This window comes from Mycobacterium sp. IS-1496, from assembly GCF_001499995.1.
Taxonomy (GTDB): domain Bacteria; phylum Actinomycetota; class Actinomycetes; order Mycobacteriales; family Mycobacteriaceae; genus Mycobacterium.
Genome location: NZ_LQIU01000027.1, coordinates 15,589 through 41,769 on the forward strand (window position 1 = coordinate 15,589; position 26,181 = coordinate 41,769).

A 26,181-nucleotide genomic window follows, 5' to 3' on the forward strand; every position below is an offset into this window, starting at 1 on the left:
GTACCATTCCCGGATGCCGTCTTCCCACGTCTCGGTGGCCCGGGCGGTCGTCGACTGCGCGGTGTACTGCGACGGCGAGCGCCTGCCGGGCACGTTCACCCACGCCTCCGCGCTGGAGCGCGCGCACGACCTGGCGCACCAGGGCCGCACCGCGTTCGTGTGGATCGGTCTGCACGAACCCGATGAGCCCCAGATGCAGACGGTCGCCGACGTGTTCGGGCTGCACGAACTCGCCGTCGAGGACGCCGTGCACGCCCACCAGCGTCCGAAGGTCGAACGCTACGACGACACGTTGTTCCTGGTGCTCAAGACCGTGAAGTACATCGAGCACGATTCGATGGCGAAGGTCCGCGAGATCGTCGAGACCGGCGAGATCATGATGTTCGTCGGCCGCGACTTCGTCGTCACCGTCCGCCACGGCGACCACAGCGGGCTGACCGGTGTCCGCCGCCGCCTCGAGGACTCCCCGGCGAGCCTGTCACTGGGGCCGTACGCGGTGATGCACGCGATCGCCGACCAGGTGGTCGACAGTTACCTCGAGGTCACCGAGATGGTGGAGACCGACATGGACGCGATGGAGGAGGAGATCTTCTCGCCGCGGTCGCGCACCAATATCGAGAACATCTACCTCCTGAAGCGGGAGGTGGTGGAACTGCGCCGGGCCGTCGCGCCGCTCACGCCGGCACTGCAGCGGATCACCGATCTCGAGGACCTGATCTCGATCGAGGTGCGGCGCTACCTCAGCGACGTCCTCGACCACAACATCCGCGCCTCCGACCGGATCGGCAGCTACGACGACATGCTCAGCTCGCTGGTGCAGGCCGCGCTCGGCAAGGTCGCGATGCAGCAGAACGTCGACATGCGCAAGATCTCGGCGTGGGTGGCGATCGCCGCGGTTCCCACCGCGATGGCCGGGGTCTACGGGATGAACTTCGACCACATGCCCGAACTGCATTGGCAGTGGGGCTATCCCGCGGTGCTGCTGGTCATGGTGACGGTGTGCGCGCTGCTGTACCGCACCTTCCGCCACAACGACTGGCTCTAGCTCGGGCTGGCCGCCCTACGGTCGGGATCCAGCACGTCTACCCCGTCTGTCGTCCACGCCTCCCGCATCGCGTCGGCACCCTTGAGGCGCACCCACGCGGCCTCCGTCGGGGTGATCGGGGTGGCCGAGAAGACCGTCACCGCCGGCATCGGGCCGGGTAGCGGGATGTCCTCGATTTCGCTGCGCCCCAACAGGAATGCGGTGAACGGGGAGGGTTCCCACAGCGGTGTCTCGAGGTCGATCAACGCGTCGGCCTCGAGCACCAGACCTTCGACGGCGGGTGCGGCGGCCAACACCGCCAGCGAGCGGGACAACCCCTTGGGCGTCGGACCCCGAAGGGCGACAACGACTTCGGCGCGCGGTCCGTGGACCGGATCGGTCACCAGTTCGGTCGGGTCGAACATCGGATGCCGCGAACACCCCAGCGAGACGTAGTGTGCGACGCCGTCGTCGTCCGGCCCGAACCGCAGCACCTCGATCCGCTCGGTGCCCAGAAAGGTCACGCTGGCGGAGGCGGGTTCGCTCGTGATGCCGACCCGCCGGAAGTGCTCGCCCAGGTGGGCGCGCACCGCGCTCAGGACATCGGTCACTCTTCGGGCTTGGCCGGTTCCACGATCGTCGGCGCCTCCGTGGACCGCTCGTCGGGGATCGTCAGGTTCTCCCCCGAATCGCCGTCGAAGATCACCAGCTTCGAGGTGTCGAGCGCGAGTTCGATGGTGGCGCCCTGGCGGACCGGGGACTCGGTGGACACCCGCGCCACGAACTCGTTCTCGCCCTGGCCGGATTCGACGGCGAGCTGGGCCAGCTGGTCGGACTGCGCGCCGGCGCCCTCCGTGCGGAAGTGCACGTACTTCTCCGCCCCCAGCGATTCCACGATGTCGGCGGTGACCTCGAACGTCAGCGCGCGGATACGGGCGTAGCCGTCGAGCACCGAGGAGTCTTCGAGGTGTTCGGGGCGGACACCGACGATGATGTTCTTCGGCTTACCGCGCCGGTTGATCAGGTCGTGCGCCTCCTGGGTCAGCGTCACCTCGCCGAAGGGCAGCCGCACCCCCACGTCGGTCAGCGACGCCGGGAAGAAGTTCATCGCGGGTGAGCCGATGAAGCCGGCGACGAACAGGTTCGCCGGGCGGTTGTAGAGCTCCTCGGGCGAGCCGATCTGCTGCGCGACGCCCGACAGCATGACCACGACACGGTCGCCGAGCGTCATCGCCTCGGTCTGGTCGTGGGTGACGTAGACGGTGGTGGTGCCCAGCCGGTTCTGCAACCGCGAGATCTCCGAACGCATCTGCACACGCAGTTTCGCGTCGAGGTTGCTCAGCGGCTCGTCCATCAGGAACGCCTTGGGGTTGCGCACGATCGCGCGTCCCATCGCCACCCGCTGGCGCTGCCCACCGGAGAGCTGACCGGGTTTGCGGTCCAGCAGTTCGGTCAGGTCGAGGATCTTCGCGGTCTCCTCGACCTTGGCGTTGATCTCCTCTTTCTTGACCTTGGCCAGCGTCAGCGGAAACCCGATGTTCTGCCGCACGCTCATGTGCGGGTACAGCGCGTAGGACTGGAACACCATCGCGATGTCGCGGTCCTTGGGCGCCTTGTCGTTGACCCGCTGCCCGCCGATACGCAGTTCACCCGAGGAGATGTCCTCCAGCCCGGCGATCATGTTGAGCGTCGTCGACTTCCCGCACCCGGACGGTCCGACCAGGATGATGAACTCGCCGTCGGCGATGGTGATCGACAGATCCTTCACCGCCGTCGCGCCGTTCGGATAACTCTTGGTCACCTTGTCCAAGACGATTTCGGCCATCGCGCTACCCCTTCACCGCACCGGACGTCAACCCGGCGACGATTCGTCGCTGGAAGATGAGAACAAAGACAATGATCGGGATCGTGATCACCATCGCGCCCGCCGCGATCGACCCGGTCGGCTCCTCGAACTGGGAACTGCCCGTGAAGTTCGCGATCGCCACCGGCGCCGTGATGGCCCGCTGCGTGGCCGTCAGCGACAGCGCGAGTAGCAGGTCGTTCCACGCGAAGATGAACACCAATATCGCGGCGGTGACGATGCCGGGCGCCGCGAGCGGGGCGATCACCTTCCGGAACGCCTGCGCCGGTGTGGCACCGTCCATCTTCGCGGCCTTCTCCAGATCCCAGGGGATCTCGCGGAAGAACGCCGACAGCGTGTAGATCGCCAGCGGCAGCGCGAACGTGATGTACGGGATGATCAGGCCCGGCCACGTGTCGAACAGGCCGAGTGAGCGCTCGATGTTGAACAGCGGTGTGACCAAGGAGATCTGGGGGAACATCGCGATCAGCAGCGCGACACCGACGAGCAGCTTCTTCCCGGGGAACGCCAGCCGCGCCACCGCATAGGCGGCCATCCCGCCGACCAGCACCGCGATGACGGTGGTGATCAGGCCGATGCCGATCGAGTTGAACAACGCCGAACTGAACGCGTCGCCGTTGAAGATGCCCTTGTAGTTGGCGAACGTGATCTCCGTCGGGATCAGCTTGCCGTCCTTGACACTCGAGGTCGGCTTCAGCGACAGGCTCAGGATCCACAGCACCGGGAACAGCGCGTAGAGCACGACGAGGACGTTGACGACGGCCCATCCCGTCGCCCGCCCGGCAGTCACCCGCTCGTTCATCTAGCGCCTTTCCTCCTCTGACCCGGGGGCCGACGCGCCGAACAGCTTGATGAAGATGAACGCGATGATCGCCACGCACAGGAAGATCAGCACGCTGATCGCCGAGCCCAAACCGAGGTTGAACGCCTTGAACAGGTTGTCGTAACCCAGGATCGACACCGAACCGGTGTTGTTGGCGCCCTGGGTCAGCACGTAGATGTTGTCGAACACCCGGAACGCGTCGAGCGTACGGAACAGCAGCGCCACCAGGATCGCCGGTTTGATCAGCGGCAGAATGACTTTCACCAACCGCTTCCACGAGCCGGCACCGTCCATCTGCGCGGCGTTGAGCAGATCCTGCGGCACCAGCGCCAGACCGGCGAGCAGCAGCAGCGCCATGAACGGCGTCGTCTTCCACACCTCGGCGAGCACGACGATCGCCAGCGACGGTAGCTGTTCGGTCAGCGGCGCACTGCCTTCGGGCAGCAGGTTGGCCAGGTACCCGGTGCCCGGGGTCCAGGCGTAGTACCAGCTGTAGGACGCGGCGACGGTGACGATGCCGTACGGAATGAGGATCGCGGTGCGGACCACGCCCTTGCCGAAGATGGTCCGGTGCATCACCAGCGCCAGCGCCATGCCGAGCACGAATTCGATGGCCACCGAGACGATCGTGATGCCCAGCGTGACCGCCAGTGCGCTCCACCAGTAGCCGTCGGTGAGCACGGTGACGTAGTTCTGCAGGCCGACGAACTCGGTGTCGTCGGGGGTGGCGAGGTTGTAGCGCTGCAGGCTCAGCCACACCGAGTAGATGATCGGGTAGCCGGTGACCGCCAGCATGAGGATGACCGCGGGAGCGATCAGCAGGAAGGCCAGCCGCCGCTCGGATTTCTCGTCGTCGGTGCCGCCGCTGGTCGCGGTCGGCGCTGCGGTGGCCGGTGCTTGGTCCACAGTGGCTGTCACGGGATGAGCCCCTTGCCGTCGATCGCCTTCTGGACCTGCTCGGCCAGTTCGTCAGCGGTGCGCTCCGGATCGATCTGGTTGATCGGCGCCAGCGTCACCGAGATCCGCGTCGACACGGCCTGGTACTGCGGGCTGGCTGGACGCACCGCGGCGTCGATCAGCTGCCTGCGGATGATGTCGTACTGCGGATACCGCGCCTGGAATGCGGGATCGTCGTACAGCGACGCCCGCACCGCGGGCAGACCGCCCTCCACAGAGGTGGTCCGTTGATTCTCCGGGCTGCGCAGGCACCGCATCACCTCGAAGGCCTCCGCCTTGTGCTGGGAGGTCTTCGCCACGGCCAGGTTGAGACCGCCGAGCGTCACCTTCGCGGGCGTGCCCGGGTTGACCTCAGGGAAGGGCGCGAATCCGAACACCTCGCGGCTGGCGTCGTAGGCCGTGCGGAACTGCTCGTCGCTCGGCGAGAAGGTGCCCGCCTCGTTGATGGCGCTGGTCAGGTCTGGACGCTGGTCGAGCGGGAGGAAGCCCACACCGCCCTTGACCGCGTTCTCCAGCATCGACGGCAGCACGAACGGCCAGTTCACCTCGAGTGCGGCCTTGCCCTGCTCGAGCGCCAGGCGCGCGGTGCTCTCGTCGGTCTGGGTGATCGACGGGTCGGCGCCCGGGGCGGTGGCGACGGACTTGATGACCTGCAGCGCCTTGACGGTGGCGGCCCGGTGTTCGGGTGTGTCGGTCAACGTGACCGTGGTGCCGTCGTCGGAGAGCACCTGCCCGCCGGCGCTCTCCAGCAGCGTGTTGAACCACACGACCAGACCCTCGTACTGCTTGCCCTGCACCGCGATCCAGCTCGGCTGGCCGGCCTCGTGCAGCCGGGTGGCCTCGGCGACCATGGCGTCCCAGTTGCCGGGCGGGGCGGGCATCAGGTCGGCGCGGTACCAGAGCACCTGGGTGTTCGTGGTGATCGGCGACGCGTAGAGCTTGTCCTGCCACGTGGCGGTCTCCAGCGGGCCGGGCAGCGTGTCGGTGGTCGCATCCCGTTCGGCCAGGCCCGCGGGATCCTCGGAGAGCGGGACGATCCAGCCGGCCTCGGCGAACTCGGGGGTCCACACGACGTCCATGGCCATCATGTCGAGCGTCTTGTCGTTACCGGTCAGCCGCCGCGCGAGCTGGAGCCGTTGCTCGTCGGCGCTCTTGGGCAGGCTGACCTGCCGCACCGTGAACCCGTTGTCGAGTTCTTCGGTACACCGCTTGGCCAGCGCCGTGAACGTGGCGAGTTCGTTGGCCGAGGTGTACAGGTTGATGACTTTTCCGTCGCCGCCGGATCCACACGCCGAAACCATCGACGCGGTCGCCAGCGCGGCGACTGCTGCAGCACCTAGCCGCCGAGCGCGCACCACCAGCCTCCCGTCTGTTCCCCTTCAGCCGCTCCGAGCGGCCCCGGCGGGGAACTTCCCGCGCGCAAACCGTAGAGGGAGACGCGCGTGATGTGCAACACTTCGGCGGGTCGGGCGGTGGATTCGCCCCCGATCGTGACCTGGTCGTGTCATCCGCGCCGCGGATGCGTCGCCCACCTCAGATCGTCAAGCGCGCCAGCAGATCCCGGCCCTGTTCGGCGTTCTTCGGATCGCACAGCACGTCGTAGCGGCCGGCGACCAGCTGCATGGTCGAGCTGAAATCCCTTGTGCCGCGGGCCATCGCGTACGGGATCGCGGATGTGATGAGACCGAAGAACACACCCGCGATCAGGCCCGTGAGCAGTGCGCTCCACGGGTTCGGGCTGAAGAACCCCAGGATCAGGCCGATGAACAGACCCAGCCACGCACCGGTCAGCACCCCGCCGCCGAGGACCTTCGGCCAGGACAGCCGGCCGGTCACGCGTTCCACCTGCATCAGATCGACCCCGACGATGGTCACCTGCTGTACGGGGAACTGCTGATCCGAGAGGTAGTCGACCGCGCGCTGCGCCTCCGCATAGGTCGCGTAGGACCCGACCGGCCACCCCTTGGGCGGGGTGGGCAGCGCGGCGGGCACCCCACGCGCGCCTGCCGGTGAGGTGGGTGGCGCGCCCGGTGTCGGCCCGGATTGGAAAGGACTCGTCATCGCTCGTCATTCTCCTCTAGGACGCCGGATTCGGCAGCGGGTTCTCACCAGATCAACGTCTCAGAGGCCCGATTCGTGCCCACCCGGTGCGCTAGGTTGAGATCATGACGACCCCGGACCGCGACCCCGAGACCTCGTCAGCGGCCGAACCCGGCCCCAGCGGCGCCGAACCGCCCGCCGGCGGCTACGAAACACCCGCCTACGGCGAGCAACCCGGCTATCCGCCGCCGCCCGCATTCGAGCAACCCGGCTACCAGCCCGGGTATGAACAGCCCGGCTACCAGCAGCCCGGTTATCCGCAGCCGGACTTCCAGCAGCCCGGATACCAGCCGCCCGGGTACCAGCAGCCGGGGTATCCGCCTCCGCCGCCCGGGTACCAGCCCTACGGCGGGTACGGCGCCCCGTTCGACACGCCCGCCGGCTATCCCCCGCCGCCGCCCGGATACCCGTCCTACGCCGGCGGATACGGTGCGGGCCAGAAGACCAACTCGCTGGCGATCTGGTCGCTGGTGGCCTCGCTGATCGGCTTCGTGTGCTGCATCGGCTCCGTGGCCGGCATCGCGCTCGGCCTGGTGTCGCTCAACCAGATCAAGCAGAACCAGGAAGAGGGTCAGGGCCTGGCCATCGCCGGGATCGCCGTCGGAGCGGTGTCGCTGCTCGCCGGGCTCCTCATGGCCGTCGTCCTCATGAACCCCTGACTAGCGGTCGGGCGGGCGGAACGGTTCGCCCTGGCGCGTCATCCCGGCGGCCCGCCCCTTGGCCGCGATCACCAGCGCCATCTTGCGGCTGGCCTCGTCGATCATCTCGTCGCCCAGCATCACCGCGCCGCGGGCGCCGCCGGCGCCGGACGTATGCCACTCGTAGGCTTCGAGGATCAACTCCGCGTGGTCGTAGTCCTGCTGGCGCGGGCTGAAGATCTCGTTGCCCGCGGTGATCTGGTCCGGGTGCAGCACCCACTTGCCGTCGAATCCCAGCGCCGCCGACCGGCCCGCCACCCGGCGGAACGCCTCGACGTCGCGCACCTTGAGGAACGGTCCGTCGATGGCGTGGATCCCGTGAGTGCGGGCGGCGATGAGGATGCGCATGAAGATGTGGTGGTAGGCGTCGCCGACGTCGTAGCCCTCGGGTTGTTCGCCGACGACCAGCGTGCGCATGTTGAGGCTCGCCATCAGATCCGCGGGGCCGAGCACCAGCGCCTGCATCCGCGGCCCCGCGGCGATCGCGTCGATGTTGGTCAGCCCCTCGGCGTTCTCGATCTGCGCCTCGATGCCGATGCGCCCGACGGGCAGCCCGTGCGTCGTCTCCAACTGGCCGAGCAGCAGATCCAACGCGTGGATGTGGGAGACGTCGGTGACCTTGGGCAACACGATGAGGTCGAGGTGCACACCGGCGGTCGACACCACCTCGATGACGTCGGCGTAGGTCCACGGCGTCGTCCAGTCGTTGACCCGCACGCCGCGTAACTGTCCGCCCCAACCGGATTCGGCCAGCGCCACCGCGACACGGGTGCGCGCTTCGGCCTTCGCCTCCGGTGCGACGGCGTCCTCGAGGTCGAGGAACACCTCGTCGGCAGGCAACCCCTTGGCCTTGTCGATCATCTTCGCGCTGCTGCCCGGCACCGAGAGGCACGTCCGGCGCGGCCGGGCGGATTCGTCGGGTTCGCGGGGTCGAATCGCGTGGTTCACGGCTCTACTCTCTACCCTTTGAGTCATGGCGGCGGTGAACAGGGTCTACGCGGCACGACTCGCGGGAATGGTCGTGCTGGGCCCCGACGGCGAGTCGATCGGCCGTGTGCGCGACATCGTGATCAGCATCAGCATCGTCCGCCAGCAGCCGCGCGTCCTGGGACTCGTCGTCGAATTGCTCACCCGCCGAAGGATTTTCGTGCCGATTCTGCGGGTCACTGCGATCGAGCCCAGCGCGGTCACGCTCACCACGGCCAATGTGTCCCTGCGCAAGTTCGTCCAGCGCCCGGGTGAGGTGCTGGTGGTCGGTCAGGTCCTCGACACCCGGGTGCGTGTGGAGGACCCCGACCTGACCCAGCTCGCCGGAATCGACGTCGTGGTGGTCGATCTCGGCATCGAGCAGAGCCGGACCCGTGACTGGCTGGTGACCCGCGTCGCGGTGCGCACACAGCGGCGGCTGGGCCGGCGGTCCAACATCCACGTCGTCGAATGGGCGCACGTGCACGGCCTGACGCCGTCCGGTCTGGCGATGCCCGATCAGGGGGTGGCCTCACTGCTCGAGCAGTTCGAGGGCCAGCGGCCGGTCGAGGTGGCCGAGGCCATCCGGGAACTGCCCGCCAAGCGCCGCTACGAGGTGGTCAACGCCCTCGACGACGAGCGCCTCGCCGACGTGCTGCAGGAGCTGCCGGTCGACGACCAGGCCGACGTGCTGCGTCAGCTCAAGACCGACCGCGCCGCCGACGTGCTCGAGGCGATGGATCCCGACGACGCCGCGGACCTGCTCGGCTCCATGACACCCGCCGACGCCGAAACGCTGCTGCGCCGCATGGATCCCGAGGACTCCGAGGACGTGCGCCGTCTGCTGAGCCACTCCCCCGATACCGCGGGCGGTCTGATGACCTCCGAACCGGTGGTGCTGGCCCCGGACGTCACGGTTGCCGAGGCGCTGGCCCGGGTGCGCGATCCCGACCTGACGCCCGCGCTGGCGTCGCTGGCGTTCGTCGCGCGCCCGCCCACCGCCACGCCGACCGGCCACTACCTCGGGTGTGTGCACCTGCAGCGGCTGCTGCGGGAGCCGCCCGCCACGCTGGTGAGCGGGATCCTCGACACCGACCTGCCCAGCCTGAGCCCGCAGGATTCCCTCGGCGCGGTGACGCGGTACTTCGCGGCTTACAATCTCGTCTGCGGTCCGGTCGTCGACGAGGAGAACCACCTGCTGGGCGCGGTGTCCGTCGACGATGTCCTCGACCACCTGCTGCCGGACGACTGGCGCGAACGGGTCACCGAGCCCGAACTGACCCGCACCGAAGGGACGACATGAGCGACTTGTCGGCGCGCGGACGGCTGGACACCCCGCGTAGCCCGCGTCGCATCTCGTTCACCGTGGACCGGGAGGCGGTCGGCCAGTTCGGCGAGCGGGTCGCGCGCTTCCTCGGCACGGGCCGTTACCTGGCGGTGCAGACGATCATCGTGATCGTCTGGATCGCGCTCAACCTCTTCGCCGTCTCCCTGCAGTGGGACCCGTATCCGTTCATCCTGCTCAACCTCGCGTTCTCCACCCAGGCGGCCTACGCCGCGCCGTTGATCCTGCTGGCGCAGAACCGCCAGGAGAACCGCGACCGGGTTTCGCTGGACGAGGACCGCAGGCGCGCCGCGCAGACCAAGGCCGACACCGAGTACCTGGCCCGCGAACTGGCCGCGTTGCGGTTGGCCGTCGGTGAGGTCGCCACCCGCGACTACCTGCGGCGTGAGCTGGAAGAACTACGCGACATGGTGGCGACGCTGATCGCCGCGAACGACGGTGAGGACCGGCGGGCCAAGCGGACCGGCTGAATCGGTTTTGTTGCATTGCTGCAACGGACGTGACACGAGGTATGTATGGTGACTTGGTTCACACACCTGGGTCGGGCCAGCGCAGACGCTTAGGACGGTTGGAGTGCACATAGGGGGAACAGCCGCGGTGACGGCGGCCCGGCGCCGCGCGGTCAAGGCACTACGCAAGCCCGCCGCCGGAGTGGTCATCATCGCGCCGCTGGTGCTGGCAGGCGCCGTCGGCGCGTCCGCGCCGACATTGCAGCATTCGGTGAGCAACGCCGCGGTCACGCCGCTGGCGGCCGTCGCGAAAGCTCCGCAGAACCCCCCGGGTCCGTCCGTCGTGGCGGTCAAGAAGGGGCCGAGCGCGTTCCGCATCGCCGCGTCCACCGTGTCCTCGCCGCCTCCGGCCGTGGTCGTCAACTCCCCGGGCCACATGCGGATCCCCGCCATGGCACTGAGCGCCTACCGCAACGCCGAACGGATGATGGCCGCCGCCGCCCCGAACTGCGGGGTGAGCTGGAACCTGCTGGCCGGGATCGGCCGCATCGAATCCGGGCACGCCTCCGGCGGCGCGACGGACTCCCGCGGCACCGCGGTCAACCCGATCTACGGTCCCGCGCTGGACGGCACCCTGCCCGGCAACGAGGTCATCGAGCTGAGCCGCAACGCCAACCGGGTGACCTACGCCAGGGCGATGGGGCCGATGCAGTTCCTGCCCGGCACCTGGGCCCGCTACGCCTCCGACGGTGACGGCGACGGCAAGGCCGACGTGCAGAACCTCTACGACTCGACGCTGGCCGCCGCCCGCTACCTGTGCAGCGGCGGGCTGAACCTGCGCGACCCGTCCCAGGTGATGTCGGCGATCCTGCGGTACAACAACTCGGTCGCCTACGCCCGCAACGTGCTCAGCTGGGCCGGCGGCTATGCGACCGGCGTGGTGCCGGTGGACCTGCCCCCGATCAACGGACCCGTCCCCGCGCTCGGAGCCTCCCACACCAACGGCGCCGATGGTCTGGGCCCGGGCACCCCGGTCAACGCGATGGGCCTGCCCGCCGACGATCCGCTGGCCCTGGTACCGCTGCTGACCCGCACCGACGCCAGCCGGATGCCCGGCACCAACGTGCCCGGCTTCGCGCCCGGACAGCGGCTCGGCCCGCTCCCCGGCCCCGCCCCGGAGGCGCCGGCGACCACCGCCCCGGCGCCCGGCGCGCCCGCGCCCTGGGTGCCGCCGTGGATGGCTCCGCCCCCGGCGCCGCAGCCGAGCTGCGTGGTCTTCTGCCTGGAGGACAAGCCCGCACCGGCCGCCGCGCCCGCACCCGGACCGGTGCTGCCCGCGGCTCCGGTCCCAGGGCCGGCGCTTCCCGGCCCGCCCGCCGCGCCCGCCTCGGGTCCGGCCCCGGGTCCCGTCCCGGCGCCCGCCGCCCCTGGACCGGCCGCCGTGCCGGCGGCTCCTCTGCCCGGCCCGGCACCGACCGGTCCGGCCCCTGGTCCGCTGGCCTGACCGGCGGCACCGCCCGCGTGTGGGAACGGCCTGCCGGGTCGGCCTAGACTCGCAGGTGATGTCCCAGAATTCCGATGAGCGCCAGACGGCGATCCGTGCCGCACTGGCCAAGGTGATCGACCCCGAACTGCGCCGACCGATCACCGAGCTCGGCATGGTCAAGAACGTCACCGTCGATCCCGGTGACGGCTCGGTCCACGTCGAGGTGTACCTCACCACCGCGGCGTGCCCGAAGCGCGCCGAGATCACCGAACAGGTCCAGCGGGCGGTCGCCGACGTGCCCGGCACCGGTGCGGTCCGGGTCAGCCTCGACGTGATGAACGACGAGCAGCGCGCCGAACTGCGCAAACAGCTGCGCGGCGACCCCCGCGAGCCGGTGATCCCGTTCGCCCAGCCCGGTTCGCTCACCCGCGTCTACGCCGTCGCCTCCGGTAAGGGCGGGGTCGGCAAGTCGAGCGTCACGGTCAACCTCGCCGCGGCCATGGCGGCCCGCGGCCTGTCCGTGGGGGTGCTCGACGCCGACATCTACGGCCATTCGGTGCCCCGCATGATGGGCACCACCGACCGGCCCACCCAGGTCGACTCGATGATCCTGCCGCCCATCGCGCACGAGGTGAAGGTCATCTCGATCGCGATGTTCACCCAGGGCAACACCCCGGTGGTGTGGCGCGGCCCGATGCTGCACCGGGCGTTACAACAGTTCCTCGCCGACGTGTTCTGGGGCGACCTGGACGTATTGCTGCTCGACCTGCCCCCGGGCACCGGTGACGTGGCGATCTCCGTGGCCCAGCTGATCCCGGGCGCGGAGATCCTCGTGGTCACCACACCGCAGCTCGCGGCGGCCGAGGTGGCGGAGCGGGCCGGCGCGATCGCCCTGCAGACCCGCCAGCGCATCGTCGGCGTCGTCGAGAACATGTCGGGCCTATTGATGCCCGACGGGACGACGATGCAGCTGTTCGGTGAGGGCGGAGGCCGTCAGGTCGCCGAGCGGCTGACCCGCGCCGTCGGCGCCGACGTACCGCTGCTCGGTCGGGTCCCGCTGGATCCGGCGCTGGTCGCCGCGGGCGACTCGGGCGTGCCGTTGGTGCTCTCGGCGCCCGACTCACCGGCGGGTAAGGAACTGCGCGGTATCGCCGACGCGCTGTCGGCACGCAAACGCGGGCTGGCCGGCATGTCGCTCGGCTTGGATCCCGCAGGACGCTGAACCGCTACGTGGCGTCGCTGTCGAACGGCGTCGCGGTCGACTCGCCCGGCGGGGTGGCCGCGGCGGGCGGGCTGACCGGGGTGACCGGCTTCTCCCGACCGGCGGCCGGTGTGCCGTTCTGCTGATCGAACTTCCCGGTGAAGAACGAATCGTCGCCGTCGAGCAGGTGTTTGGTCAGCGCCGCGCGCGGGGTCATACCGCGCAGCTTCTGCAGTTCGGTGATGGGTTCGCGGAGGTCTTCGAACTCGGGGCCGAAGTCCTGACGCAACTGGGAGGTCGCACCGCTGACGTAGTCGCGGGCCTGGCGCAGCGCGCTCGAGGTCCAGCGGATCGCTCCGGGCAGCCGTTCGGGTCCCAGGATCACCAGCCCGGCGATCACCAGGATCAGCATCTCCCCCCAACCGATGTTCGCGAACATCAGTCGGTGCTGGCGTCAGGCGTGGGCGTGACCGTCAGCGTCACCGGGCGGCCGTCGCGGACGACCTCGATCGGCGCGGGTTCGCCGATCTTGAGCTGACGCACCGCGACCACGAACTCGTCGGCGTCCGCGACGTCGCGGCTGCCGACCTTGACCACCACATCGTTCTCCAGGATGCCGGCCCGCTCGGCGGCGCTGCCCGCCTTGACGTTGGCGACCTGGGCGCCGGAGGCCACGTCGTTGCTGACCGATTTCGCGGTCAGGCCGAGCGTCGGGTGGGAGATCTTGCCGTCCCTGATCAGCGCCTCGACGACGGTCTTGACCTCGTTGACCGGGATCGCGAAGCCCAGGCCGCTGGCGCTGTCCGACAGCGACTTGCCTGCGGTGTTGATGCCGATCACGTTGGCGTCCATGTCGATCAACGGGCCGCCGGAGTTGCCGTGGTTGATCGACGCGTCGGTCTGCACACCGTCGATCACGGTGTCGGTGTCGGAGCCGTCGCCCGATAGCGGGACCGGCCGGTGCAGGGCGCTGATGATGCCGGAGGTGACGGTGCTGCGCAGACCCAGCGGGGCGCCCGCGGCGATCACCTCCTCGCCGACCTGCAGTGTGTCCGAGTCGCCCATCTTGGCGACGGTGAGGTTGTCGATGTTGTCGACCTTCAACACGGCCAGATCGGTCTTCGGGTCGCGGCCGACGAGGTTGGCGGGCACCTCTTTGCCGTCGTTGAACACGACGGACATCTTGTACTTGGCGGGGTTGGTGGCCGCCTCGGAGATGACGTGGTTGTTGGTGACGATGTAGCCGCGGCCGTCGATCACCACACCGGAGCCCTGGGAGCCCTCCTGGTCGCTCTTGGCCTCGATGGTCACCACGGAATCGGCGACCGCGTCGGCCACCTTGGTGATGCGGCCCTCCGGCGGGTCACCGCTGTCGCTGGTCTCGAGCGTCACCTTCGAGGTGGTGAACGCCTGCACCGTCTCGGCCGTCTTGTTGCCGACCCAGCCGCCGAGCGCGCCGACCATCAACGCGGTGAGCAGGAGGATGGCGAGGCCGACGTAGGACACCTTGCGGCCGAAGAGCACGTCGCGGACACCGAGCTTGCCGACCTGGGCAGGGGCGTGCGCCGGCGCAGGTGCGTGGACGGCCGGGGTGCCCAGCGCGACGGGGGCGTTGGGGTCGCGCCATGGATCCGGTTCGATGTCGCCGGTGTCGCCGCGTTCGGCGTCGAGCGCTCCGGCGTCGGCCGGGTGGCGCTGCAGGGAGTCGGCACCGGCGTACGGCGGACGGCCGAAGGCTTCGGCCAGCACCGGGTCGGGCGCCTTGTTCGTCGGGGTGTACTCGCCCTGGCCACGGAATTCGTCGACACCGAGAAATGAACCGCTGACACCGCTGGGCCGGCCGAAGGCGCGTTGGGCCGCCGGGTCGACCGGGGGACGCTCGACGGGGCGAGGTGCCATGCGTCGGCTGGCCTGGTCCTGATTGGTCACCGGTGGTATCACTCTCTATCGGAGCGCCCGGCATGGCCGGGCGCAGGCGCTGCTCGACTCCTCAGAACTCAGCCTACCGGCGTCTGCGCCGGTCACGCGTAGGGTCGTCAGCAAACTTCGACTGCTCGGCTTCCTCGACCGGTGAATGCGGCATGTGCTGCGGGATCTGCGACAGCATTCCGAGCAGCGTGTTCGGTATCGCGATCGGCTGCGAGTCCCGCAACGCTTTGCGGGCCTGGCCCTGCGCGTCGACCTCCGCGGCGCACTGCGGACACAGCGACAGATGGTTGGCCGCCCGCATGTGCGCGGTCATGCTCAGTTCCCCGTCGACGAAGGCCGCGACGGCCTCGATGGACAGATGCTCCGTGGAGCCGAACTGGCGGGGTGCGCCCACCGGGGCGTTGCTCTGAGACGCGAACTGAGCGGGGAGCCAGGAGAACGCCCGCCGGAACACATGCCCGGGATCGACCATCACCTGACTCCTCTCGGTTCGCTCACCGGTCTGTACGTCACCGCTCCCACGAATGTAGCGCGGACCGGTCCGCCAGGACATCGTGATCAGGCGGATGCGGCGGCGTCCGGCGCGTGACGGGCCAGGTGGTCACGCAGCGCCTGCCTGCCGCGGTGGATCCGGCTGCGGACCGTGCCGAGCTTGACGCCGAGCGTGGCGCCGATCTCCTCGTAGGACAGACCTTCGATGTCGCACAGGACGACCGCGGCGCGGAACTCCGGCGGCAGCGAATCGAGCGCGGCCTGCAGGTCCGGTCCGAGCCGGGAGTCGTGGTAGATCTGCTCCGGGTTCGGATCGTCGGCGGGCACCCGGTCGTAATCCTCGGGCAGCGCCTCCATGCGGATGCGACCTCGGCGCCGCACCATGTCGAGGAACAGGTTGGTGGTGATGCGGTGCAGCCAGCCCTCGAAGGTGCCGGGCTGATAGTTCTGCACGGAGCGGAAGACGCGGATGAACGTCTCCTGCGTGAGGTCCTCGGCGTCGTGCTGGTTACCCGACAGGCGGTAGGCCAGCCGGTACACCCGGTCGGCATGCTGACGCACGAGCTCGTCCCAGGACGGCATCGTCGTCTTGTCGCCGGTGGCGTCGAACACGGCCGTCCCGGTGAGTTCGTCGGTCGGCTCGACCCAGTCCGAATCGCTGAACTGTTCGAGATGCGCCATCGAAACGGGAGCGGCTTGCGCCGCCGCAGTCGTGGTGGTCGTCGGATCCTCCAAGTCAAGGCCGGCGCAGTCATGGCCGGCGTCGGTCATGGTCGTCGGCTGGTCACTGTGCGCAACACGATCGGCGGGGTTCCTATTCCCGAAGCGGAGACGCCTCCCGTGTTCCATGCCAGCCACCGTTCCCGAACGGGGTGTGGGAGCGATATGAGCAATATGAACGTTCCCTGAGAATGCCGGATACCCGTTTGTTCACCTGCGAAAACAGGCCCGATTGGACGTACATCACACGTTGCCGTGCGGGCGTGTCGCGGGCGCGCGCCTCGTGGCCGCGCTCTACAGTGCGGGCATGGCCAGCACCGACGACCCGGCGGGTCAGCGACACGACCCCCGGGGTCAAGAGCGACCCAGCCGCGCCGAAGCGATCGTCGCGCACGCCGAACAGTCCATCTCCGAGGACGCGATCGTCGCGGCGGCCCGCGACCGTGCGGTCGATATCGGCGCCGGGGCGGTCACGCCCGCGGTGGGGGCTCTGCTGTCCGTGCTCGCACGGCTGACCGAGGCGAAGGCGGTCGTGGAGGTCGGCACCGGCGCGGGCGTGAGCGGGCTGTGGCTGCTGTCGGGTATGCGCGAGGACGGCGTGCTGACGACCATCGACGTCGAACCCGAGCACCAGCGCATCGCCAAGCAGGCGTTCGCCGAGGCCGGCATCGGGCCGGGGCGGACGCGACTGATCAGCGGTCGCGCCCAGGACGTGCTGACCCGGCTGGCCGACGAGTCCTACGACCTGGTGTTCATCGACGGCGATCCGGTCGATCAGCCGCAGTTCGTGGTCGAGGGGGTGCGGTTGCTGCGCGCCGGCGGGGCGATCGTCGTGCACCGCGCCGCGCTCGGCGGCCGCGCCGGAGACGCAGGGGCCAACGACGCCGAGGTCAGCGCCGTCCGTGAGGCGGCCCGGCTGATCGCCGAGGACGAACGCCTCACGCCGGTGCTGATCCCGCTCGGCGACGGGCTGCTCGCCGCCGCCCGCGACTGAAGCTTTCCCCCTGCGCCGAAACGAACAAACGGGCGCAAAAGTGCGAGTAGTCGCCGCCATTTCGTCGATCTCGGCGCGATGCGTGTCCAGGCCTTGACCCGCGACTGAACGCGCGTTTAGCATATTGAACATGCGTTCAGCCGCGGAGGACCGCACCACCCTCGCCCGCATCCGCGATGCGGCGATCGAGCAGTTCGGCCAGCACGGCTTCCGCGTCGGGGTGCGCACGATCGCCGAATCCGCCGGGGTGAGCGCCGCTCTGGTGATCCACCACTTCGGCTCCAAGGACGGTCTTCGCAAGGCGTGCGACGACTACGTCACCGAGGAGATCCGCAGTGGGAAGTCGGCGTCGATCCAGAGCAACGACCCGGCCACCTGGCTGGCGCAGATGGCCGAGATCGAGTCGTACGCCCCGCTGATGGCCTACCTGGTGCGCAGCATGCAGTCCGGCGGCGACCTCGCGAAGACGTTGTGGCGGCGCATGATCGACAACGTCGAGCAGTATCTCGACGAGGGGGTCAGGGCGGGCACCGTCAAACCCAGCCACGACCCCAGTGCCCGGGCCCGCTTCCTGGCGATGGCCAACGGCGGCGGCTTCCTGCTGTACCTGCAGATGCACGACGACCCGACCGACCTGCGCCGGGTCCTGCGCGACTACTCCTCCGACATGGTCCTGCCCGCGCTCGAGCTCTACACCAACGGGCTGATGGCCGATTCGACGATGTACGACGCCTTCCTCGCACAACGCGACGCCCTTCTCACACACCAAGGAGACGGTGATGACGGTTCAGACGAGCAGGTCCCCGCGACGGCCTGAGGGCACCGCCCCACGCGCCGTCGAGATCCGCGGACTGGTCAAGACGTTCGGCCGCACCCGCGCGCTCGACGGCCTGGACATGAGCGTGTCCCCCGGTGACATAGCCGGATTCCTCGGCCCCAACGGGTCGGGTAAGTCCACCACGATCCGCGTCCTGCTCGGGTTGCTGCGCGCGGACGCGGGCGAGGTGCGCCTGCTCGGCGGGGACCCATGGCGCGACGCGGTCGACCTGCACCGCCGCATCGCCTACGTACCCGGCGATGTCACACTGTGGCCCAACCTCACCGGCCTGCAGGCCATCGACTTCCTCGCCCGGCTGCGCGGCCCCGGCGCGCTCGACACCCGCCGCCGCGACGAACTGATCGAACGCTTCGAACTCGACCCGCACAAGAAGGCCCGCACCTACTCCAAGGGCAACCGGCAGAAGGTGGCCCTGGTCGCCGCGTTCAGCACCGGCGCCGACCTCTTCATCCTCGACGAACCGACGTCCGGTCTGGACCCGTTGATGGAGAAGGCTTTTCAGCACTGCGTCCGGGAGGTGGCCCGCGACGGGGCGGCGGTCCTGCTGTCCAGCCACATCCTCGCCGAGGTCGAGAAGCTCTGCGACACCGTGACGATCATCCGGGCGGGCCGCACCGTGCGCTCGGGACCACTCGACGAACTGCGCCACCTGATGCGCACCACGGTGACCGCGCGAATCCGCGGCGACGCCGCCGCGTTGCGCGACGCCCCGTTCGTCCACGAGTTCACGACGGTCGACGGCGGTGCCAGGTTCGCGGTGGACCGCGCGGATCTCGACGCGGCCATGGCCCGGTTGTCCGAGCTGGGGATCACCGAACTCACGGTCACCCCCGCATCACTCGAGGACATGTTCCTTCGCGAATACGCGGGGGCCGGGCGATGACCACCACCGTGGCGACACCGGCCCGCACGGCCTCCCCGTACACCGGTGTGGGCCAACTGATTCGGCTCGCGCTGCGCCGCGACCGAGTGCGGCTCGGCGTCTGGATCGCCGTGCTGACACTGATGATGGTCTACGCCCCGAACGCGGTGAAACTCGCCTATCCCGACGAGCCACAGCGGCTGGCCCGGGTGAACCTGATGAAGACGCCTGCGGGAATCATCATGGGCGGACCCATGTTCGGCGTTCGCGAGACCGACCTGGGCGCGATGATGGCCAACGAGCTGATGCTCACGCTGATCGTCGCCGCCTCGATCCTGTCCATCCTCACCGTCATCCGGCACACTCGGGCCGAAGAGGAAAGCGGCGCAGCGGAACTGGTGCTGTCCTCGGTGGTCGGCCGCTACGCGCGCACGACCGCGGCACTCATCCTGGTCGGGGCGGTCAACGCCGTGCTCACCGTCACGATGGCGGTGGCGATGTCGGCGGCGGGTTTCGCGTTCGTGGACACCTTCGCGATGTGCCTCGGCGTCACCGCGGTGTCGATGCTCTTCGGCGCCGTCGCCGCGGTCACCGCCCAGCTGTGGCGGCAGGCCCGGGCGGCGACCGGCGCCGCGATGGGGGTGCTGGCGGCAGCCGCGCTGGTCCGCGGGATCGGTGACGTCATCGACAACTCGGGAAGCGCGCTGAGCTGGTTGTCCCCCATCGCCTGGGCGCAGCAGATGCGGGCGTTCGTCGCGCTGCGCTGGTGGCCGCTCGCCCTGCTCGTCGCCGTCACCGTCGCGCTCATCGCGCTCGCCGCGTACCTCGAGAACCGCAGGCAGTACGACGACGGCACGCTGCCCACCACCGGTGACCGGCCCGGCGCCCCGGCCATCCGCGGCGTGCTGGGTCTGCACCTGACGCTGCAGCGCGGCCTGACCGTCGGCTGGGGTGTCGGCCTGTTTCTCGGCGGACTGGCGTTCGGCTCGATGACGAAATCGCTGATCGACGCCGCGGCGACCAACGACCTGCTGGCCCGGGTGCTCGCCGTGCAGGGCAACGACGGCGTCTACACGACGATGACGCAGTTCCTCGCGGCCGCGGCGACCGCATACGTGGTGAGCGCTGTGTTGCGGGTGCACGCCGACGAACAGTCGGGCACCGGCGAAGCCGTGCTGGCCGCAGCGGTGTCCCGGTGGCGCTGGCTGCTCGGCGCGGTGGCCGCCGCGATCCTGGGGGCCACGCTGCTGATGCTGGGCGCGGGACTCGGCAACGGGCTGGGTGCCGGTCTGACGCTCGGCGAACCGGCGACCATCGGCAAGCTCACCGTCGCCGGGCTGGCGTTCGTGCCCGCGCTCGCGGTGGTCGCCGGTGTCGCGGCGCTGGCCGTTGCGGTGCGCCGGCCGTGGGTCGCCTGGCTGGCGGTGGCGTTCATCGTCGTCTCGCTGTACCTCGGGGCGCTGCTGCGGCTGCCGCAGTGGCTGCTCGACGCGTCACCGGTCCTGCAGACGACCGCCCCCACCGACTATCCGGTGACGGCGATGGTGGTCATGGGTGTGGTGGCCGCGGCGTTCACGGCGCTGGCCGGGTGGCTGTACCGCCGTCGCGACGCGATCTGAGCCGGTCAGCGGCCGTTCAGATCCAGATGCCCTTACCGACCGCAACGACGCCACCCGCGCTGACCGAGAACCGTTCCCGGTCCTTCTCGAGGTCCACGCCGACCATCTCGCCCGGGCCGACGACGACGTTCTTGTCGAGGATCGCGTGCCGGACGACCGCCCCCCGACCGATCCGGGTGCCGGGCATGATGACGCTGCCCTCGACGATCGCGCCGTCGTCGATGTAGACGTTGGACGACAGCACGGAGTTGCGGACCGAGGCCGCGGAGATGATGCTGCCCGCGCCCACCACCGACTCCTGCGCCGAACCGCCGTTGACGAACTTGGCGGGCGCGAGGTTCTCGGACTCACCGCGGATCGGCCAGCGCTTGTTGTACAGGTTGAAGATCGGGTGTACCGACACCAGATCCATGTGTGCGTCGTAGAACGCGTCGAGCGTTCCGACGTCGCGCCAGTAGCCGTGGTCGCGTTCGGTCGCGCCGGGCACCTCGTTGTTGCTGAAGTCGTAGACCGCGGCCATCCCGTCGGACACCAGGCGCGGGATGATGTCGCCGCCCATGTCGTGATCGGAGTCGTCGTCGTCGGCGTCGGCGCGGATGGCGTCGATGAGCACCTTGGTCGTGAAGATGTAGTTGCCCATCGACACGAACGCCTCGTCGGGGTTGTCCGGTGTCCCGGGCGGGTCCGCGGGCTTCTCGACGAAGCTGCGGATGCGGCCCGATTCGTCGGCGTCGATGACCCCGAACGCGCTGGCCTCCGACCGCGGCACCCGGATCCCGGCGACCGTCGCGCCCGCCCCGCTCTGGATGTGGAACTGGACCATCTGCTCGGGGTCCATCCGGTAGACGTGGTCGGCGCCGAACACCACGATGTAGTCCGGATCCTCGTCGTAGATGAGGTTCATCGACTGGTAGATCGCATCGGCCGAACCGGTGTACCAGCGGGGTCCGAGCCGCTGCTGCGCGGGAACCGGGGTGATGTACTCGCCGGCCAGGCCGCTCAGCCGCCAGTTCTGCGAGATGTGCCGGTCCAGCGAATGCGACTTGTACTGGGTGAGAACGCAGATCCGCAGGTAGCGCGCATTGACGAGGTTCGACAGCACGAAGTCGATGAGCCGGTACGCCCCACCGAAGGGAACCGCCGGCTTGGCACGGTCCGCCGTGAGCGGATACAGCCGCTTGCCCTCCCCGCCGGCCAGGACGATGCCCAGCACGTGTGGCAATTCCCTCATGTCTCAAACCTATCCGGCGCCGGGGACTGGGGCCAGCCATTGACACCTTTGGTCACGCGTTCGCGGGTGGTAGAACGTCGATTTCGACAGTTGGCATACCCGCAGGCATCCGCGGCAATCGCGTTCGCGAACCGGACTGTCGTCAGCGGGGTGCGACCACTACCGTCGTACCCATGCGGGTGGCGATGATGACTCGGGAGTACCCACCCGAGGTCTACGGCGGAGCAGGCGTACACGTCACCGAACTCGTCGCGCAGTTGCGCCGCCTGTGTGAGGTCGACGTGCACTGCATGGGGGCACCGCGCGCGGATGCCTTCGTCGCCGCACCCGACCCGGCGCTGGCTGGCGCCAATCCGGCGTTGTCCACACTGTCGGCGGACCTGAACATGGTCAACGCCGCCGGGGGCGCCACGGTCGTGCACTCCCACACCTGGTACGCCGGGCTCGCCGGCCATCTGTCGGGGCTGCTGTACGGCATCCCGCACGTGCTGACCGCGCATTCGCTGGAGCCGATGCGGCCGTGGAAGGCCGAACAGCTCGGCGGCGGCTACCGGGTGTCGTCATGGGTGGAGAAGACGGCGGTGGAGGCCGCCGACGCGGTGATCGCGGTGAGCTCCGGGATGCGCGACGACGTGCTCAAGACCTATCCCGCGCTCGACCCCGGCCGGGTGCACGTGGTGCGCAACGGCATCGACACCGACGTCTGGTATCCCACCCAGCCCGAGCCGGGCGAGTCGGTGCTGGCCGAACTCGGCGTGGATCCCGGCCGGCCGATCGTCGCGTTCGTCGGCCGCATCACCCGGCAGAAGGGGGTGGCGCACCTGGTCGCCGCCGCCCACCACTTCGCCCCCGAGGTGCAGCTGGTGTTGTGCGCCGGCGCCCCCGACACCCCGGAGATCGCGGCGGAGGTGACGGCCGCGGTGCAGCAGCTGGCTCGGGCCCGTACCGGGGTGTTCTGGGTCCGCGAGATGCTGCCCATCGGCAAGATCCGCGAAATACTCTCGGCGGCAACAGTTTTCGTGTGCCCGTCGGTCTACGAGCCGCTGGGCATCGTCAACCTCGAGGCCATGGCGTGCGGGACGGCGGTGGTCGCCTCCGATGTGGGCGGAATCCCCGAGGTCGTCGCCGACCACCAGACCGGGTTGCTGGTGCACTACGACGCGAACGACACCGGATTCTTCGAGACCCGGTTGGCCGATGCCGTCAATTCACTGGTCGCCGAACCGCAGCGGGCCCGGGCGTACGGCGCCGCGGGCCGCGAGCGGTGCATCGCCGAGTTCTCGTGGGCCCACATCGCCGAGCAGACCATGGAGATCTACCGCAAGGTGTCGGAGTAGCCGACCGACAGGCAGTCGGGGTCCGGCGCGGGGCTCGAAGGCCGCCGCGCCGGGAAGGACGAAAACTGCTAGCTGGTGACGTTCTTCAATTCGTCGCCCAGCGCAGCCGCCTCGTCGGGAGTCAATTCGACGACGAGCCGGCCACCACCTTCCAGTGGTACCCGCATCACGATGCCGCGCCCCTCCTTGGTTGCTTCCAGGGGACCGTCACCGGTCCGGGGCTTCATCGCCGCCATCGAGAGCTCCCTCCACACTGAACCAACCGCCAGGCCGCCCACCTCTCGGCGGAACCGGCACTCAACTCCTCCATTGTTCCCTATCCGCGCGACCACGTGTGCAAAGACCCGTTTTAACCGCTGTGTCGGGGCGCCTCGGTGGCCGGCCGCACCCAGCATGTGACGACGTGGTCGTCGACCATTCCGGTTGCCTGCATGAGGGCGTAGGCGGTCGTGGAACCGACGAATCGGAATCCACGGCGTTTGAGTTCCTTGGCCATGGCGGTCGATTCGGGGGTCACCGCGGGCACCTCTGACAAGGTCGCGGGCCTGGCGCGTCGGGCCGGTGCGAACGACCACAGCAACTGCGCGAGGTCGACCCCGCCGTCGGAGAGGGCGGTGGCCGCGCGGGCATTGGCGATCGTCGCCTCGATCTTCGCGCGGTTGCGGACGATTCCGGTGTCGGCCATCAGCCGCTCGACGTCGCGGTCGGTGTAGCCGGCGACCCGTTCGATGTCGAAGCCGTCGAACGCCCGCCGGAAGTTCTCCCGCTTACGCAGGATGATGAGCCACGACAGACCACTCTGGAAGGCCTCCAGGCTGATCCGCTCGAACAGCGCGGGCGACTCGCGAACCGGTTGGCCCCACTCGAAATCGTGATAGTCCCGGTAGAGCTCGAAATCCGTTGCGGCGAGCCGGGATCCGTCGAGCCAGCCGCACCGGACCCGCCCGTCGTCGACGGGCCCACCCCCGGCGGTGACGGTCACGGGGAGTCCTCGGCCATGTCGGCGGCGGCGCGCACCGCGGCCAGTTCACCGCGCAGCGCGTCGATCTCCTGCCCCAGCCGGTCGAGCACCCAGTCGACCTCGCCGGCCTTGTAGCCGCGCAGCGTCTGGGTGAATTTCACCGCGTCGACGTCGGCGCCGGTGACGCCGGAGGCCGGTAACACCGTCGCGGTGGTGGCGTGCGGGAGCGGCGGCAGGGATTCGCCCCGGCCGAACAGCACACTGCCCACCCCGAACAGCACGACGGCCACGAGGATGAGCACCACCAGGTAGAGCAGAATCAGCGTCACGACACCGATACTGCCTGACCGGTGTGACAGCGCTAGCCGGGCAGTCTGCTCTGCGCGCGAGCGCTCATCGCGGACGCAGCGTGACCATCGGCGGCCGGTCCTCGAGCGAGACGCCCGATGCGCGCGGGGTGAACCCCTCCCCGTCGGCGAAGAACTGGGTGAGCCCGACGCCGGAGTCACCGACCCCGCAGCGTGACATCAGCGTCGCGATGACCTGGCGGCTCATCGACGCCAGTTCGGTCAGCGGGCGGTTGCGGTGGCTGCGCACGCCGAGGTTGACCTGGGCGATGCCGTCGAGCCCCAGCCGGTCGTAGGTGTCGACCAGCAGGCCGATCTCCACGCCGTAGCCGGGTGCGAAGGGCACCGAGGTGAGCAGTTCGCGGGTGCCGGCGTACTCGCCGCCCAGCGGTTGCAGCAGGCAGGTCAGCTCGGGCCGCAGCGACGCCAGCAGCGGACGGGCCACCAGTTCGGTGACGCGGCCGCCGCCGTTGGCGTCCTCGCGGCCGCTCACCTTCAGCGGCCGCCGGTAGAAACCCTTGACCAGATGCACACCCGGGGTGAGCAGCAGCGGGCCGAGCAGTTTCGGCACGAACATCGGATCGGGGTCGAGCAGGTCGGAGTCGACGAAGGCCACCACGTCGCCGGTGGTCGCGGCCAGCGAGCGCCACAGCACCTCACCCTTACCCGGCTGCGGGCTCACCTCCGGCAGTGCGGTCTCACGGCTGACCACCCGCGCTCCGGCGGCCAGCGCCCGGATCGCGGTGTCGTCGGTGGAGCCGGAGTCCAGCACGATCAACTCGTCGACCAGGCCTCCGAGCAGCGGGCTGATCGTCTCGATCACCCCTGCCACGGTCTCCTCCTCGTTGAGCGCGGGCAGGACCACCGACACGGTGCGTCCGGCCTTGGCGGCTTCGAGTTCGTCGATCGTCCACGTCGGTCGGTTCCAGCTGTGGGTGTCGAACCAGCGGTGCCGCGCGATCGCATCGGCGGAGTGCAGTTCGGGTGTCTCCAGTTCCGGTAACCGCGAAACAACAGTCATGCCAGTCCCCTCACCGTGCGCGTCGGCGGACGCACGCCTTGAATCGACGCGACCATCTCCAGTACGCGCCGAGTGGGCCCGACCTCGTGCACCCGGAACATCGCCGCCCCGGCCGAGGCAGCCAGAGCGGTTGCAGCGAGGGTGCCCTCGAGGCGTTCAGTCAAACCCACACCCAGAGTCTCCCCGACGAAGTCCTTGTTGCTCAGCGCCATCAGGACCGGCCATCCAGTTTTTACAAGCTCTTCCACGTGCCGCAACAAACTAAGACCGTGGTAAGTGTTCTTGCCGAAATCGTGCGTCGGATCGATGAGGATGCGGTCGGGCGCCACGCCCGCGGCGACCGCCCGCTGCGCGGCCGAGGTGACCTCGGCGATGACGTCGTCGACCACGCCGCGTTCGGTGATGCCGTAGTTCACGCGGAACGGGCGGGTGCGCGGCACCGCTCCGCCGGTGTGCGAGCACACCAGGCCGGCGTTGAACTCCGCGGCGACCGCGGGCAGTTCCGGGTCGACACCGCCCCAGGTGTCGTTGATCAGATCGGCACCGGCGGCGCAGGCCTGTTTCGCCACCGCCGCACGCCAGGTGTCGACGCTGATCACGACGTCCGGGAACGTGCCGCGCAACCACTCGATGAACGGCACGACGCGAGCGATCTCCGCGTCGGCGTCCACGGTCTGACCGGGCCCGGCCTTCACTCCCCCGACGTCGACGACGTCGGCCCCGTCCTCGATGACGCGGTGCGCGGCGGATTTGGCGGCCTCGTCGGTGAACGTCGCGCCCCGGTCGTAGAACGAGTCCGGCGTCCGGTTCACGATCGCCATGATCAAGGCACGGTCACCGGCCACGCGGCGTCCGCAGAAGGTCGACTCCACCTCTTCAGGCTACGGACGGCGTGCTTCCGGCGTGTGTGAGCGCGG

At 69.3% G+C, this 26,181-nt stretch carries 28 protein-coding genes; 11 read left to right on the top strand and 17 right to left on the bottom strand.

The genetic code is table 11. The features are described 5' to 3' along the window. Positions 1–13: 13 nt before the first annotated feature. Entirely contained in the window at positions 14–1,045 is a 1,032-nt protein-coding gene (gene corA, locus AU195_RS15395) for a magnesium/cobalt transporter CorA (protein WP_082703078.1), read from the top strand. Here corA and AU195_RS15400 read toward each other — a convergent pair. From AU195_RS15400 to AU195_RS15425, 6 genes are all read right to left on the bottom strand, one after another. Then, positions 1,042–1,635: a suppressor of fused domain protein gene (locus AU195_RS15400; protein ID WP_059159930.1), complete on the bottom strand. Its 594-nt coding sequence runs from the start codon at positions 1,633–1,635 to the stop codon at positions 1,042–1,044. The genes corA and AU195_RS15400 overlap by 4 nt on opposite strands. Next, positions 1,632–2,849 (bottom strand): ABC transporter ATP-binding protein, encoded by a 1,218-nt coding sequence (locus AU195_RS15405; protein WP_059159931.1) that lies wholly within the window; start codon positions 2,847–2,849, stop codon positions 1,632–1,634. The genes AU195_RS15400 and AU195_RS15405 overlap by 4 nt, the downstream gene beginning before the upstream one ends. Before the next feature lie 4 nt (positions 2,850–2,853). Further along, positions 2,854–3,678: a carbohydrate ABC transporter permease gene (locus AU195_RS15410; RefSeq protein ID WP_172800599.1), complete on the bottom strand. Its 825-nt coding sequence runs from the start codon at positions 3,676–3,678 to the stop codon at positions 2,854–2,856. 12 nt (positions 3,679–3,690) lie between these two features. Next, a complete protein-coding gene (locus AU195_RS15415) occupies positions 3,691–4,617 on the bottom strand; it encodes a carbohydrate ABC transporter permease (protein ID WP_059159933.1) in 927 nt (308 codons plus the stop codon). Positions 4,618–4,625: 8 nt separating this feature from the next. Further along, entirely contained in the window at positions 4,626–6,023 is a 1,398-nt protein-coding gene (locus tag AU195_RS15420) for an ABC transporter substrate-binding protein (RefSeq protein ID WP_059159969.1), read from the bottom strand. A gap of 178 nt (positions 6,024–6,201) precedes the next feature. Continuing rightward, positions 6,202–6,729, bottom strand: coding sequence for a YflT domain-containing protein (locus AU195_RS15425; protein ID WP_059094253.1), 528 nt, complete (start codon positions 6,727–6,729; stop codon positions 6,202–6,204). A gap of 104 nt (positions 6,730–6,833) precedes the next feature. Between AU195_RS15425 and AU195_RS15430 the strand changes: the two genes are divergently transcribed. Further along, entirely contained in the window at positions 6,834–7,427 is a 594-nt protein-coding gene (locus AU195_RS15430; protein WP_059159934.1) for a DUF4190 domain-containing protein, read from the top strand. Here AU195_RS15430 and AU195_RS15435 read toward each other — a convergent pair whose 3' ends face one another. Continuing rightward, the gene (locus AU195_RS15435; RefSeq protein WP_059159935.1) at positions 7,428–8,414 is read right to left on the bottom strand and encodes an HpcH/HpaI aldolase/citrate lyase family protein; all 987 of its coding nucleotides are present in this window, start codon (positions 8,412–8,414) and stop codon (positions 7,428–7,430) included. A gap of 25 nt (positions 8,415–8,439) precedes the next feature. On the opposite strand from AU195_RS15435, the gene AU195_RS15440 reads away from it, so the two are divergent. From AU195_RS15440 to AU195_RS15455, 4 genes are all read left to right on the top strand, one after another. After that, a complete protein-coding gene (locus AU195_RS15440) occupies positions 8,440–9,735 on the top strand; it encodes a magnesium transporter MgtE N-terminal domain-containing protein (RefSeq protein ID WP_059159936.1) in 1,296 nt (431 codons plus the stop codon). Further along, positions 9,732–10,247: a DUF1003 domain-containing protein gene (locus AU195_RS15445; RefSeq protein ID WP_059159937.1), complete on the top strand. Its 516-nt coding sequence runs from the start codon at positions 9,732–9,734 to the stop codon at positions 10,245–10,247. The genes AU195_RS15440 and AU195_RS15445 overlap by 4 nt, the downstream gene beginning before the upstream one ends. A gap of 127 nt (positions 10,248–10,374) precedes the next feature. Continuing rightward, positions 10,375–11,730, top strand: coding sequence for a lytic transglycosylase domain-containing protein (locus AU195_RS15450; protein ID WP_059159938.1), 1,356 nt, complete (start codon positions 10,375–10,377; stop codon positions 11,728–11,730). A 58-nt stretch (positions 11,731–11,788) separates the two neighbouring features. After that, entirely contained in the window at positions 11,789–12,934 is a 1,146-nt protein-coding gene (locus AU195_RS15455; RefSeq protein ID WP_059159939.1) for an Mrp/NBP35 family ATP-binding protein, read from the top strand. A 4-nt stretch (positions 12,935–12,938) separates the two neighbouring features. Here AU195_RS15455 and tatB read toward each other — a convergent pair whose 3' ends face one another. From tatB to sigE, 4 genes are all read right to left on the bottom strand, one after another. Next, a complete protein-coding gene (gene tatB / locus AU195_RS15460) occupies positions 12,939–13,352 on the bottom strand; it encodes a Sec-independent protein translocase protein TatB (RefSeq protein ID WP_059159940.1) in 414 nt (137 codons plus the stop codon). Further along, a complete protein-coding gene (gene htrA / locus AU195_RS15465; RefSeq protein WP_059159941.1) occupies positions 13,352–14,842 on the bottom strand; it encodes a serine protease HtrA in 1,491 nt (496 codons plus the stop codon). The genes tatB and htrA overlap by 1 nt, the downstream gene beginning before the upstream one ends. A gap of 73 nt (positions 14,843–14,915) precedes the next feature. Next, positions 14,916–15,314, bottom strand: coding sequence for an anti-sigma E factor RseA (gene rseA / locus AU195_RS15470; protein WP_059159942.1), 399 nt, complete (start codon positions 15,312–15,314; stop codon positions 14,916–14,918). Positions 15,315–15,400: 86 nt separating this feature from the next. Further along, positions 15,401–16,183 carry an RNA polymerase sigma factor SigE gene (gene sigE, locus AU195_RS15475; protein ID WP_059159943.1) on the bottom strand — a complete coding sequence of 261 codons (783 nt, stop codon included), beginning with the start codon at positions 16,181–16,183 and terminating at the stop codon, positions 15,401–15,403. A 178-nt stretch (positions 16,184–16,361) separates the two neighbouring features. Here sigE and AU195_RS15480 point away from each other — a divergent pair, with 178 nt between their 5' ends. From AU195_RS15480 to AU195_RS15495, 4 genes are all read left to right on the top strand, one after another. Next, complete coding sequence (locus AU195_RS15480) at positions 16,362–17,048, top strand: O-methyltransferase (protein WP_059159970.1); 687 nt, start codon at positions 16,362–16,364, stop codon at positions 17,046–17,048. A 130-nt stretch (positions 17,049–17,178) separates the two neighbouring features. Beyond that, on the top strand, positions 17,179–17,865 hold the full coding sequence (locus AU195_RS15485) for a TetR/AcrR family transcriptional regulator (RefSeq protein WP_059159944.1): 687 nt from the start codon (positions 17,179–17,181) through the stop codon (positions 17,863–17,865). Beyond that, positions 17,828–18,769 (top strand): ABC transporter ATP-binding protein, encoded by a 942-nt coding sequence (locus tag AU195_RS15490; RefSeq protein WP_059159945.1) that lies wholly within the window; start codon positions 17,828–17,830, stop codon positions 18,767–18,769. The genes AU195_RS15485 and AU195_RS15490 overlap by 38 nt, the downstream gene beginning before the upstream one ends. Continuing rightward, the gene (locus AU195_RS15495; protein ID WP_059159946.1) at positions 18,766–20,367 is read left to right on the top strand and encodes an ABC transporter permease; all 1,602 of its coding nucleotides are present in this window, start codon (positions 18,766–18,768) and stop codon (positions 20,365–20,367) included. The genes AU195_RS15490 and AU195_RS15495 overlap by 4 nt, the downstream gene beginning before the upstream one ends. Positions 20,368–20,383: 16 nt before the next feature. Here the strand turns inward: AU195_RS15495 and glgC are convergent, their stop codons facing one another. Then, the gene (glgC, locus tag AU195_RS15500; RefSeq protein WP_059159947.1) at positions 20,384–21,598 is read right to left on the bottom strand and encodes a glucose-1-phosphate adenylyltransferase; all 1,215 of its coding nucleotides are present in this window, start codon (positions 21,596–21,598) and stop codon (positions 20,384–20,386) included. Positions 21,599–21,771: 173 nt separating this feature from the next. On the opposite strand from glgC, the gene glgA reads away from it, so the two are divergent. Next, entirely contained in the window at positions 21,772–22,935 is a 1,164-nt protein-coding gene (gene glgA / locus AU195_RS15505) for a glycogen synthase (protein ID WP_157531146.1), read from the top strand. Positions 22,936–23,003: 68 nt separating this feature from the next. Here the strand turns inward: glgA and AU195_RS25250 are convergent, their stop codons facing one another. The 5 genes from AU195_RS25250 to folP form a co-directional block, all read right to left on the bottom strand. Next, on the bottom strand, positions 23,004–23,171 hold the full coding sequence (locus tag AU195_RS25250) for a DUF3117 domain-containing protein (RefSeq protein ID WP_005059648.1): 168 nt from the start codon (positions 23,169–23,171) through the stop codon (positions 23,004–23,006). A 113-nt stretch (positions 23,172–23,284) separates the two neighbouring features. Further along, the gene (locus tag AU195_RS15510; protein WP_059159948.1) at positions 23,285–23,917 is read right to left on the bottom strand and encodes a DNA-3-methyladenine glycosylase I; all 633 of its coding nucleotides are present in this window, start codon (positions 23,915–23,917) and stop codon (positions 23,285–23,287) included. Further along, the gene (locus AU195_RS15515) at positions 23,914–24,225 is read right to left on the bottom strand and encodes a DivIVA domain-containing protein (protein ID WP_059159949.1); all 312 of its coding nucleotides are present in this window, start codon (positions 24,223–24,225) and stop codon (positions 23,914–23,916) included. Before AU195_RS15515 ends, AU195_RS15510 begins: the two co-directional genes overlap by 4 nt. A gap of 64 nt (positions 24,226–24,289) precedes the next feature. Continuing rightward, the gene (locus tag AU195_RS15520; RefSeq protein ID WP_059159950.1) at positions 24,290–25,264 is read right to left on the bottom strand and encodes a glucosyl-3-phosphoglycerate synthase; all 975 of its coding nucleotides are present in this window, start codon (positions 25,262–25,264) and stop codon (positions 24,290–24,292) included. Further along, entirely contained in the window at positions 25,261–26,085 is an 825-nt protein-coding gene (gene folP, locus AU195_RS15525; RefSeq protein ID WP_286149278.1) for a dihydropteroate synthase, read from the bottom strand. Before folP ends, AU195_RS15520 begins: the two co-directional genes overlap by 4 nt. Positions 26,086–26,181 lie beyond the last annotated feature (96 nt).